This window comes from Cupriavidus sp. 05N38, from assembly GCF_056397345.1.
On sequence record NZ_JBFTNF010000084.1, the window covers coordinates 1 to 12,160 of the forward strand.

At 66.2% G+C, this 12,160-nt stretch carries 9 protein-coding genes and 1 pseudogene; 3 read left to right on the forward strand and 7 right to left on the reverse strand.

Features of this window, described 5'->3' with window-relative positions; genetic code table 11:
* The 3 genes and pseudogenes from AC1DK4_RS36030 to AC1DK4_RS36040 all read right to left on the reverse strand — a co-directional run.
* Positions 1-145 (reverse strand): annotated as a pseudogene (locus AC1DK4_RS36030) (fumarylacetoacetate hydrolase family protein); the annotation flags it as partial.
* A 70-nt stretch (positions 146-215) separates the two neighbouring features.
* Positions 216-1,415, reverse strand: a complete 1,200-nt coding sequence (locus AC1DK4_RS36035; RefSeq protein WP_477132120.1) for a 3-hydroxybenzoate 6-monooxygenase — start codon at positions 1,413-1,415, stop codon at positions 216-218.
* 85 nt (positions 1,416-1,500) lie between these two features.
* On the reverse strand, positions 1,501-2,862 hold the full coding sequence (locus tag AC1DK4_RS36040) for an MFS transporter (protein ID WP_441622798.1): 1,362 nt from the start codon (positions 2,860-2,862) through the stop codon (positions 1,501-1,503).
* A gap of 137 nt (positions 2,863-2,999) precedes the next feature.
* Between AC1DK4_RS36040 and AC1DK4_RS36045 the strand changes: the two genes are divergently transcribed.
* Positions 3,000-3,920 carry a LysR family transcriptional regulator gene (locus AC1DK4_RS36045; protein ID WP_441622800.1) on the forward strand — a complete coding sequence of 307 codons (921 nt, stop codon included), beginning with the start codon at positions 3,000-3,002 and terminating at the stop codon, positions 3,918-3,920.
* A gap of 689 nt (positions 3,921-4,609) precedes the next feature.
* On the opposite strand, the gene AC1DK4_RS36050 is transcribed toward AC1DK4_RS36045, so the two are convergent.
* On the reverse strand, positions 4,610-5,857 hold the full coding sequence (locus AC1DK4_RS36050) for an HD-GYP domain-containing protein (RefSeq protein WP_441622802.1): 1,248 nt from the start codon (positions 5,855-5,857) through the stop codon (positions 4,610-4,612).
* Positions 5,858-6,051: 194 nt separating this feature from the next.
* Entirely contained in the window at positions 6,052-9,330 is a 3,279-nt protein-coding gene (locus AC1DK4_RS36055; protein WP_441622804.1) for a response regulator, read from the reverse strand.
* A 482-nt stretch (positions 9,331-9,812) separates the two neighbouring features.
* Here AC1DK4_RS36055 and AC1DK4_RS36060 point away from each other — a divergent pair, with 482 nt between their 5' ends.
* Entirely contained in the window at positions 9,813-10,250 is a 438-nt protein-coding gene (locus tag AC1DK4_RS36060; protein WP_441622806.1) for a hypothetical protein, read from the forward strand.
* A 109-nt stretch (positions 10,251-10,359) separates the two neighbouring features.
* Here the strand turns inward: AC1DK4_RS36060 and AC1DK4_RS36065 are convergent, their stop codons facing one another.
* The gene (locus AC1DK4_RS36065) at positions 10,360-10,968 is read right to left on the reverse strand and encodes a response regulator transcription factor (protein ID WP_441622808.1); all 609 of its coding nucleotides are present in this window, start codon (positions 10,966-10,968) and stop codon (positions 10,360-10,362) included.
* Between the two features lie 305 nt (positions 10,969-11,273).
* On the opposite strand from AC1DK4_RS36065, the gene AC1DK4_RS36070 reads away from it, so the two are divergent.
* The gene (locus AC1DK4_RS36070) at positions 11,274-11,558 is read left to right on the forward strand and encodes a hypothetical protein (protein ID WP_441622810.1); all 285 of its coding nucleotides are present in this window, start codon (positions 11,274-11,276) and stop codon (positions 11,556-11,558) included.
* 194 nt (positions 11,559-11,752) lie between these two features.
* Here the strand turns inward: AC1DK4_RS36070 and AC1DK4_RS36075 are convergent, their stop codons facing one another.
* A complete protein-coding gene (locus AC1DK4_RS36075) occupies positions 11,753-12,145 on the reverse strand; it encodes a RidA family protein (RefSeq protein WP_441622812.1) in 393 nt (130 codons plus the stop codon).
* Positions 12,146-12,160 lie beyond the last annotated feature (15 nt).

Sequence of the window (12,160 nt, forward strand, 5' to 3'; positions counted from 1 at the left end):
GCTCCCGGCTCGGGTCCATGCCCATCTCGCGCACGTGCGCGGCGTAGTTGCGGCCAACACAGTAGATGCGGCGAACGGGAAACTGGTCGTTGCCGCCAACCACGGGAATCGTAACGGCAGGAATGGGCGGAATTACAAAGGTCATGTGGGACTCCAGGATTGGGACCTGCAAGGTCAGGTTTCGGGGGCGATACGGGGGATGCGCAAGGCCCCCGTCATACGGACAGGCACGTCTCGGCCTTCCAGCCGTAGAGCCACTCCAGCGCGTCGTAGAAGCGCTCCGGCGAGCGGCTTTTCCACAGGGAATTGCGCACCAGGCGCTCCACGCCGGATGCGTGGCACAGGCGGCCGAACTCGCGGGTGGACAGCACGACGCGAGCGGTGCGGGTGATGCGGGCGTCCTGATACAGCGCAAAGGCGCGCACCAGATCGCCGTCGCACGCGCGTACGGCGGCACCGAGTGTGACGGCGTCTTCCACAGCCATGCATGCACCCTGCGCGAGGTACTGCAGCAGCGGATGCGCGGCATCGCCGAGCAGCGTGATGCGGCCGTGCGTCCATTGGCCGATAGGCTCGCGGTCTGCCGTGGCCCAGCGCCGCCAGGTCGGCGGCAGGCAGAGCAGGCTGTGCGGACGGGCATCGATGYCCTGGAAGTACGAAAGCACCTCCTCCCTGCTGCCATCGCTGACGCCCCAGGTTTCCTGCTGGCGGCTGTGGAACGTCACCACGAGGTTGTACTGCTCGCCGGCGCGGACCGGGTAATGCACGACGTGGCAGTTCGGCCCAACCCAGAGCACCGGTGCATTCCATTGCATGTCACGCGGAAAATGCTCGGCATCGATAACCGCGCGGTACACCACGTGCCCCGATACGCGCGGTGGATCGCCGACCAGTTGTTCGCGGATGGCGGACTTCACGCCGTCGGCGCCAATCAGGGCGCATCCCTGGTAGCTGTTGCCCTGTTCGTCGAATGCGGTAACGCCGTCCCCTGACTGCCTGACCTCGACGATGCGCGTGGCGGTGACAAACTCAATCCGGTCTGTCTCGCGCACACCCTCGAGCAGCGAATTGTGGACGTCGGCACGGTGCGTGACTGCATACGGATTGCCGAAGCGCTTGCGAAAGGCTTCGCCAACGGGGATATCGGCAACGGCTTTGCCGTCGATCGCATCGATCATCATCATGTGATCGGTGTAGACGGCGTGGCTGCGCGTGCGCTCGCCTACGCCAAGCGCGTCAAAGGCGGCGAAGGCATTGGGGCCGAACTGCACGCCAGCGCCGATTTCGCCGATGGCGCTGGCCTGCTCCAGCACCTTGACATGACAGCCCTCGCGCGAGAGCGCGAGCGCCGCCGCAAGGCCTCCGATGCCGCCACCGACTACGAGCACCGGGGCTGACTGAGTGGTATTACGCATGACACTCCTAGTTTCTCCGGGCGACACTTGCCACGATGATTCGTGACCGATGTCGCCTACAACGACTGCGATGAATGAAAGGGGGCTATTGAACGTCCAGCGCCGCAGGCAACGCGGCGCCCTCCTCCGGCGCGGCGCACACTACTCGCAGCACGACGATCGCGGCGGCGGCGATGGCGGCCGGCACGGCGCTGCACAGGAAGATGGCCTTGATGCTGAAGCCGCTCGCGAGCAAAGCGCCGACGATGAGCGGTCCGCTAACCTGGCCCATGCGGCCAAGCGCCATGGCCCAGCCCACGCCGGTGGCGCGCATCCCGCTCGGGTAGCTCAGCACGGCCAGGCTCAGCAGCCCGGAACTGCCGGCGCCCATGAAGATGCCGCACAGGGTGGCGGCGATCGCAAGCGAAGTCAGCGATTGCGTGGCATAGCCGAGCGACGACACGCTGAGCGCACCGAGCATGAACAGCAGCGGCAGCGTCAGGTATGGACCGAAGCGGTCCACGAGGCGGCCGCCAGCGGCGGTGCCCGCTACGCTGCCGAGATTGATCAAGGCGACCACGAGCGCGGCATCGTGTTCACCGATGCCCTCGCCGCGCAGCAGCGCAGGCGTCCACAGTACGAGCACGATCAACAGCACGAAGCACATGAAGAAGCTGGCCCAGAGCAGCAGCGTGGGAACGAGCCGCCCCCCCGAAAGCAGCCGCCGGAATGGCAAGCCACGCACGCGTTCCTCGGCATCGACATAGGTGACATGGCGATCGGACGCCGACGGGCGGCCAGCCATGCGCGCGACGATGGCGCGCACTGCATCCTGGCCGTCCTTGCGCCGGAGCAGGAACGGCAGCGATTCGGGCAGGCTCGCGATGACCAGCAGCGCAAGGCCCAGCGGCAGCACGCCACCGAGATAGAACAGTGGCGGCCAGCCGTAGTGCGGCACGATGTGCGAACTGACGAGCGCGCCCACGGCACCACCCAGCGGAAAGCCGGCATAGAGCACGCCGGTCATCATGCCGCGCATCGGCCGCGGGGTGTATTCGGCAGACAGCGCGAGCAGGTTCGGAATCGCGCCGCCAAGGCCCAGGCCAGCGAGAAACCGGACCAGTAGCAGCCCCGGCAGCGAGGGCGCGTGCGGCGTGAGCAAGGAGAATGCCGAGAAGATCAGGATTGCCGCCGCCAGCAGCCAGCGGCGGCCAAAACGGTCAGCCAGCGGGCCGAGCAGGAAGGCGCCAACCATGGCGCCCAGCAGGCCCGCGGAAAAGACCTGCCCGAATACCGCAATGGGAATGTCGAGCGAGGAAGACATGGCCTTGGCCGCAAAGCCGATCGCCTGGGTATCGAAGCCATCCATCAGCACGATGAGGAAGCAGACGATAAAGATGCGAAGCCGGTAGGCGCCAAGGGGCCGTGCGTCGATGATCGACGCAATGCTGATAGGGGGCGGGTACATGTGTCTCCTTGGATGCGCGATTTGTTCTGTGGTTGAGTCCTGCTCCGGCCGGCCTTGCCGCGCTGCGGGCCAATCCGGATGACGGAAGTCTCGTTCCTTGCCTATCATTCGGCAATCCAATGATGGGAATGACGGTCATGAACGAGGCGAATGATTTCGATATGAACCTGCTGCGCGTGTTTGATGCGCTGTGGCGGCACGGGCACCTGGGCAGGGCGGCCGAGGAGATTGGCGTGAGCCAGCCGGCCATGTCGCACGCGTTGCAGCGGATGCGCGACCAGCTCGGGGATCCCCTGTTCCTGAAGGTCCGTACGGGCATGCAGCCGTCGCCGCGCGCCGTGGCGCTGGCGCCTGTCGTGCAGGGCGTGTTATCGCAGGTGCGGGAGCACCTGTTGACGGCGCCGCACTTCGAGCCGGCGCAGGCGCGCAGGACCTTTACGCTGGCCCTGTCGGACGTGGGCGAAGCGGCTTTCTTGCCGCGACTGCTAGCGCGGCTTACGAAAGAGGCGCCGCATGTGGACGTGCATACGGTATCGGCACGGCACACGGACATCATGGATCAGCTCGAACGCGGCAGGATCGATTTGGCCATCGGCTACTATCCGGACCTCGGCGGTTCGGACGTGTTCCAACAGCGCCTGTTCCGGCACGGGTTCGTGTGCCTGGCGCGCATGGACCACCCGATTACACAGGGGCGCATAACGGCAGGACAGTTCCGGACGCTGTCTCATGCGGTGATTCAGAGCGAAAGCCGGAGTCAGGAGATCGTCGAGGCATATCTGCGCCAGCACGGCATCGTGCGGCGCGAGCTACTGCGTTCCCCGCACTTCCTCAGCATTCCGCTCGTGATCGCGTCGACCGATCTCGTCGTCACGGTACCGCTGCCGGTAGGCGAGTTGTTCGCGCGCATCGCGGATGTACAGGTCCTGGAGCCGCCGTTTCCGATTCCCGCTTTCGATCTCAAGCAGCACTGGCACCGCTGTCAGCATGACGACCCCGGCAATCGCTGGCTGCGGTCGGTCACGCAGGAACTCTTCGGCGAATCTGCTGGCGCATAGACGCGCAGGACGATCGCTCAGTTCGGTCCACAGCCGACGCCCAGGCGACACATCAGCGACACGTAGCCCGAGAGCTGACGCGCCGCGAGAGAGGCCTGACGCGAATTTGAAGGGATGCATGCAGCGACCTTCTTGGTAGTCATCCCCGACTCGCCACCGCAGCGCGCAAGAGTAGGAATACGCAGGCGCGCCTGATGGCTTTCCCTAGCTGCCGCCGCGGCATGCCGCCGATACACTCAGTCTGCTCATTCGACACGAGCACTTGACTGCAGGGAGGAGGAGGAGAAGCCCGGTAAGAGGATGACGGGGAGGAAGAGGATTGAGTCCGCCGCGCGGACTCGTTTTTTTCTGCGGCACGTGCCTGCCCTGCCTCACCGCGCCGCTGCGCGAAAAAAAGAGGCCCACACGCGTGGGCCTCCCTCGAACCTGCGGACATCGATCGCATCGCATGGAAGCTGACACCCCCCGCTTTCATTTCCATGCTCGCCGTTTGCGCCTGGCCAGGCGTCGTCCACTCTTGCTTTCGCGGTCAATGCGAAGCCGCCGGATCCGGATTCGGGAGAATCTGTGCAGGCATCTGGGCCCGTCGGCCACCGAACCGGATTCGCGGTGCAATTCTCGCGGCGATGCGCGTTCGGTGGAAGAGTAAGTCTACTCAATCGCGCGCCCGCGGGACGAAGGCGGATGCGTCAGGAAAAGCCTGGCGCCAATGTGCCTGCGCCGTGCGCGGCTTCCGCATCCACATCCACATCGGCATCGGCATCGGCATAGCGCAACGCAATCGCGCGGATCTCCTGCTCGGCCCGGACAAATGCATCGACGATGCGCGGATCGAAATGCTGCCCGCGTTGCTCCGTAACCATCTGCATTGCCACATCGTGCGACAGCGCCTTCTTGTAGACGCGTTCGCTGATCAGCGCGTCATAGACATCGGCGATCGCCATGATGCGCGCCGAGAGCGGTATGTCGTCGCCGGACAGGCCATCCGGATAGCCCTTGCCGTTCCATCTCTCATGATGCGACCGGGCTATCTCGCGGGCGATGCGCAGGAAGGAGTCGTCTGCGCCGAAATGCTTCTCGGCCTCGACGATGGCGGCGCAGCCGATGGTGGTGTGCTGCTTCATGATGTCGAACTCTTCCGGTGTCAATCGTCCCGGCTTGCGCAGGATGCGGTCGTCTATGCCGATCTTCCCCACATCATGCAAGGGCGCCGATTTGAAGAGGAGGTCGATGATCTCTGGCGTCAGGCGATCCCGGAATTCCGCCGTGCCTTGCAAGGTCCTGGCGATCGTCTTGACGTAGTGCTGCGTGCGATGGATATGCCCGCCGGTCTCGTTGTCGCGCGCCTCGACCAGCGAGGAGAGCGCGAAGATGGTCGCGTCCTGCGCCAGCGTCAGCGCCTGCGCGCGCCGGTACAGTTCGGCTTGCAGGCTGGAGGCGTGCTCGCGCAGCCGGCGGTTGGCAAGGCGCAGCGAAAGATGGGTCGCCACCCTCGCCCTGAGCACGCGCGGGTTCACCGGCTTGACGATGTAGTCGACGGCACCGGCTTCGAAGCCTCTGGATTCGCCTTCGCTCTCGGGCGATGCGGTCAGCAGGATGACCGGCACGTCCGCGGTCGCCGGGTCCGAGGCGAGGTGGCTGCAAGCCTGGTAGCCGTTCATGCCTGGCATGACCACGTCCAGCAGGACGATGTCGGGCGTGCCGGCGCGGGCGGCCTCCAGCGCGGCCTCGCCGCTGGCGACCGCGCGTATCTCGTACAGGTCCTCCAGCAACGAGGAAATGATGAGGATGTTCTCCGGCGTGTCGTCGACCAGCAGCACGCTCGGCAGGGCGGACTGGGCGGCGGGCGCCGGAAAGCGCTGTGACGTGGCCGATGTGGCCGATGTGGCGGGCAACGAAACGGGCAATGAAGCGGCGTTCATAGGGTCGTCGGTCAACTGCGCTGGTCCGTGGTGGCCACTCTGCGCCAGGCCGCTTCCATCGGCACCGGCGCGAGAGCGAGTTCGAGACATCCGGGGGAAAGGAGGCAAGCACCTCCTGCCGGTCCGGGACATCGGGCCGGCGTTGCCGCGTCCCAATTGTCCGAATCCGCCCCATGTGCGCAAAGAGTAGTTCTACTCAGGCCGCGGCTTCAGGATACCGCCGGCAAGCACCCGCGGATCGAAGCCATCAGCGCGCCATAGTCAGAATCGAACGAGGCAAGCTGCGCGGCGTCGATGCAGTTGCCCTGGATGCCCTTCTCGATTGCTGCGCAACGGCTTGCGAGCCCGCCTGCGCCGATGGTCGCCAGGACGGATTTCAGGCTATGGGCCAGCAGGATGGCTTCCTCGGCCTGGCCCTGGATGGCGCAGGCCTTCAGGCGCCATGCGGCGTCATGGCGTGCGGCGAGCGTGCGCTCCAGCAGGCGCAGGTAAAGCTGCCGCCTGCCCATCACATGGCGCAAACCCGTCTCGACCGAAAGGCCGTCGATCCCGCGCAGCGACTGGATGACGTCTTCGTCCGTCCGGCTGTGACCCGCCCTGACTGCATCTCCCAAGGCCGGCGGCGCGCCCGGGCCGGCGGATAGCCAGCGCCCCAGCATCGTGTCCAGCAGCCTGGGATCCACCGGCTTGGCGATATGGTCGTTCATGCCGCTGCGCAGGCAACGCTCGCGGTCTTCCTGTGTTGCGTTCGCGGTGAATGCCAGGATCGGAATGGCGGCGTACCTGGCATCCGCGCGCAGCAGCCTGGTCACCTCGAAGCCGTCCAGCTTGGGCAGGTGGATGTCCATCAGCACGAGGTCGAACTGCGCCGCGGCCACGGCGGACAATCCGGCCTCGCCGTCCCTGGCCACCACCACGGCGATGCCGGCCGCCTCGAGCAATTCCTTGACGACCTCCTGGTTGATTTCGTTGTCCTCCACCACCAGGACCCGCTTGCCCTGCCATCGCGGGGAAGCTGCCAGCTCGCCGTCCTGCGCGCGGCCGGGGCCATCGGCCTGCCCTGCCGGCATCTCGGCCACGTGCCGGGCGGCACCGCCCTGGCTGCGCGCGGGCTCCGGCGGCTGGGCGCGCGCGTGGCTGCCATGAAGCCTGCTCCATCCCCTGGCGAACGCGGCGGCGCAATTGTCGGCCCCGGCGCCGCGATCCTGGCGCGCGACCAGCATGTCGAGCGAGAACGTACTGCCCATGCCCGGCTCGCTCTCCACGAAGACGGTGCCACCCATCATGGTGGCCAGGCTCTTCGAGATCGCCAGGCCCAGCCCGGCGCCGTCGAAGCGCCGCGCGGTCGTCCCGTCCAGCTGGTGGAAGGGCGTGAAGAGCGACGCAAGCGCGTGCGGCTCGATGCCGAGGCCGGAGTCCTGGACTTCGAACAACAGCCGCACCTCGGCACGGCTAAGGTACCTGGCGCGGACCCTGATGGTCACCCGCCCGTGATCGGTGAACTTGACCGCATTGCCGACAAAGTTGATCAGTATCTGGCCGATGCGCAGCGCGTCGCCCGTCAGATACTCCGGCACGGTGTCCTGTATGTCCACCGTGATCACGATGTTCTTCGACGTCGCCCGCTCCAGGAACAGGCCGGCGACATGCTCGATCGTCTGCGACAGCTCGAACGCGCACGACTGCGGCGTGAGCTTGCCGGCCTCGATCTTGGAGAAATCCAGCACGTCGTTCACCACGCCGAGCAGATGCCTGCCGGAGGTTGCGATCCTGCCGAGATAGTGCTCCAGCCGCCGGCTGTCCCGGGCCCGCTGGGCAAGGTGGGTCATGCCAATGATGCCGTTGAGCGGGGTGCGGATTTCATGGCTCATATTGGCCAGGAACTGCGCCTTCGCCCGCGCGGCGCCTTCGGCCACTTCCCTGGCCGTGTCGAGCTCCTGCGTGCGCTCCCTGATCTTCTGCTCGAGGTTGATCGTCAGCGCCTCCAGCGCGCGCCGGTTCCCCTCCGATTCCGTGATGTCGGTCACCACCGCCCCAATGCCCGCGACCCGGCTGTTGTCCCCCGCCAGCACGGGAAACTTGACCAGGTGATAGATCCGTTCCTCGCCGCGCGCGCGCTTCAGGACATGCACCTGATCCTGTGCCTGCCCGGACGCCAGTACGAGATGATGCGTCGAGCGGATGATTTCCGCGGAGACGGGGTTCGCCACGGCCTCCCAGGCATTCTTGCCGACCAGCGCTTCCGCGTCCGCGCCAATGGCATCGCCATAGGCGCGGTTTGCCATGATGACGGTCCCGTCGGTCGTGGCGCAGGAAAAGCCGACCGGCACATGCTTGCGGAATGCCAGCCATCGCTCGTCGTTTTCGGCGGCGCTGCGCCGGCTGCGCCAGTGCACCGCGGTCAGGGCGACGATCAGGCCGACCGAGATGGTCGTCAGGCCAATGATCGCGCGCCTCGCCAGATCATAGAACTGATAGGCCTCCGCGGCATCCTGCTCGACGATGATGCCCATGTCCAAGCCCGGCAGCCAATGGCCCATGCCGACCACGCTGCGCCCGCGCATGTCGGTGTAGTGGTCAAGCACCGGCGTCGTGGCCCGCCTGTTCTCGAGCAGGTGCGATGCCACGCTCGTCAGCCCGGTGGTGCCATCGCTGCCTAGCGGCCGCTGCTTCGGCTGCACGCGCTGCGGCACGCGCGCCCACAGCCCATAGGGCGCACCCCGCCCGGCTGCCTCGGGGATCCGCACTTCGCCGGCAAGGCGGCTCGGGGACAGCAGGCGGCCCTCGGCATCGATCACGTAGGCGTTACCGGTCTTGCCCCCCCACCCCGAACGCAGGATCTCGAACAGCCTCAGACCCGGGTTCATGCGAAGGCACAGGACGGCAATCAGTTCGCCTTCATCGCGTACCGCGGAGCAGACCAGCTGGAACAGGGTTCCCCGAGGGCGCTCGGTGCCGTTGACATCGATCGGCAAGGGCGCCGGGATCGGCGCCGTGACGCCGAAGCCCGAGGCCATTGCGCGTTCGACCGCAATGCGCGCGGCGGAGGTGGCGACAGGCTCCGATATGTACGAAGTGCTGCTCGCCGCGACAATGATCCGGTCGGGCGAGATCAGGCTATATCCCTCGAAACCGCGGCTTCGGTAGATGGCGGTGATCCAGGCGTCGAACTCGGCTCGCGTGGAGATGTCGCCACGTGCCCGCATGACGTGCTTCGCCAGGTGGATGAGGTACTGCGCCTCGACGATGGTCCGGACCCGGTCCGCGCTGTCTTCCAGCAGGGAATCCGTCATCCTGACAACGGCCTCCATCGAGGAGCGCCGGTACATCGAAGCCTGCTCCCTGACCTCGTCCTGCAGCAGGCCGAGCACGTGGATGCAGAGCAGGATCAGCAGGCCGATGGCAATCGCGGTCGTCACCACGATGGAGCTGGCTTGCCTGCTGAAGACTCTCCGGACCGACTGCAGCGCGCGCGCAAGAACCATCATGGCTTTCTGTGAGGCAAGTGGGCAACTGCGTGGCGGGAACATGGCGCAGCCGGGATGGCGGGCACCGCAGGCGGATCGCGCTGCGGGCAGGCGGCGCAACGGGTTGCGAAGCGCCAGGAAGACGGCGGGCGGATACAAGGTCACCTCGGGCCGTTGCATCGCAATTTGCCGCCGGGCGGCATTTTCGGGGAGATGGACCCCTGTCACAAGAGTAAAAGTACCTAGGCCGCCGAAGCCCCTGCGCGAGGTGGCCTCCGGATCGCCAAAGCGACCTGCAGTGCGCCCGGGCACCGGGCCGGCCGTGCGCGGTGAGTACTAATACTCTTTTCCACCGGCCCCGCAACCGCCATATTTGCCCCCGCACGAGAGCAAGAGGGTGCGCCTCGGCGCAGCCATGCGCGCCGAGGCCGAATGCGAAGCCGGGATAACCGGACGCACGTATGCAGGGATGCAGGGATGCAGAAAACGGGATGCGGAAAACAGTGAGTCAGGGTATCGGCACGGCCAACAACAGGTATTCAGATTGCGGAGCCGACGAGGGAAACCGCGATCGCCACCGCAGGCGTATCGACGAGTGGCTCCTCGCCGTCGCCAAGGGAAACACCTCGTGCGGCTATGACGACTGGCTTCAGCGCACCATCGACGACCAGCACAGAGCCAAGCACCCCCACGGCGACCAGCGGGCAATGTCGCCCATGTCGAAGCTGCTGCGCCAGGGCGACATCGTCTTCCAGCTTGAGCACGGCGCCCGCTATGAGGTCCGGCACGACAAGGAAGGCACCCGGGTATTCGTCTGCATGTTCGATGACGAAACGCCGTATATCGCCTTCGAGGATACGCGCAGTGGCATACGTTTCCCGTGGATCACGGTGCAGGGCGTGTTTCGCCAGAGCGAGCTCAGGACCATCAGGAAGCTCTGACGGCCGTTGCCCCGCGGGGCAACGGCGATGAAGAGCCGCGACGCCACAGGCCCGCGCGGCATACGCCGGCCACCTCGGGCACTGCGTCCGGCGCGCCAGGGGACGCGCCCTAGGCCGCGGCGTGCAGCAGCCTGACCAGTTCGGCAACCGAGCCGATCTCGAGCTTCTCCGTCAGGCGCGCCCTGTGGTTCTCCACGGTGCGCACGCTCAGGCCCATGTCCTCGGATATGGTCCGGCTCGATTTGCCTGCCGCCACCAGTTCGGCTACCTCGCGCTCGCGCCGCGACAGCAGTGCAAGCCTGGCGTGCCGCCTGGCCATCGCGATGCGCGAAGCATGCAGGGATTTGCTGTGTTTCAGCGCTTCCGAGACCACCGCCACCAGGCGTTCGCCGTCGACGGGCTTCTCCAGGAAATCGAAGGCCCCGACCTTCATGGCCTGCACCACCGACGGGATCTCGGCGTGGCCCGAGACAAAAATGATCGGCAAGCTGATGCCGGTCTCCGACAGCCGTCTTTGCACATCGAGGCCACCGATCTCCGGCATGCGCAGATCGCAGATAAGACACTCGCTTGGCCCGGGCCTGTAAGCACCCAGAAAGTCCTGCGCCGACGCAAAGGTGCGAATGCTGAGACCCGGCTTGCGCAGCAACTCCCGGTATAGCCACAGCATCGTCTCGTCGTCGTCCAGGACAAATACCACCTGCTCCTCCCAAACCATCGACGTACTCCGAATCACACAAGAAGACCCATCCTAAGGGGGGAACGATTGGCGGGTAATCCGGGGCGACACGGATTTAGAGGCTATCCTCTAAAAAGCGCCGGGCCTTCGAAGTGACTCGGCCGCACCCCGGACAAGTGCAGCCCGATGCACGACAGCGCCGGCGGTGTCGGTGTCGAAGCAAATCCGCCGCCCCCGGCCGCGCACGCCCGACCTGCCAGGCATTGAGTATTTCCACTCTTGCGCCACGCGCGTGGCTTTCCGATGATCGCAGACGTCCCTTGCCGCCCCAGAGGAGCGCTTGCATGAAAGGCATCGTCAGCGCGCACTATATCCGCCGCCAGCTCGAGCGGCTGGGCATTCCGTGCCTGTCGGACACCGACGAGCCGGGCATGCCGGGCGTGGTTGTCGTCAGCGACCGCCTCCATATCGCCGTCTTCGGCGCGGCCGCGTCCTTCCGCCTTGTCTCGCGCCTGCCTGACGGCGCCTTCCTCTTCCACGCCGAAACCGACTCGCTCGATATCCTGCACCAGCAAGTGCTGCACGAACTTTCGTCCGCGAGCCCGCCTTACGGCCCCGCCCGGCATTGAGTGTCCCGGCGCCGGCCACGGCAAGACAGGCCCGCTCGCGTCGGGCATGGCGCCAGGCCTCAACCATCAGCTTGCGCCTGAGCCGGGCCTCGCCACCCGCCATCAGCCGCGTGACGCGGCTTCCCTGCGCCTCGAGCGCCACCCTGATCAGGTGAACCGCACGCACACGGCAGCCAGGCGATACCAGGGCCGCCTCAGTCCGGCACCACCGCGGTGACCTCGATCTCCACCTTGGCGCGGTCCTCGATCAGCGCCGAGACTTCCACCGCGGTCATGGCGGCGTTGAAGCTGCCGATGATCTCGCGGAAAGCCTTGCCGATCTCCGCATAGGCCGCGATGTATGCGCGCTTGTCGGTCACGTACCAGGTCATGCGCACGATGTGCTCGGGCCTGGCGTCGCCGGCCTCCAGCACCTCGACGATGTTCTGCAGCGCCTGGCGTACCTGGCCGGCGAGGTCGTCGGTATGGAAGACGCCATCGGCGTCCCAGCCGATCATGCCGGCCACGAATACCGAACGCCCGCGGGCGGACACGCCGTTGGCATAGCCGCGCGGGCGCGGCCAGCCGGGAGGAAGAAGGACTTGCATATCAATGGCTCCGTT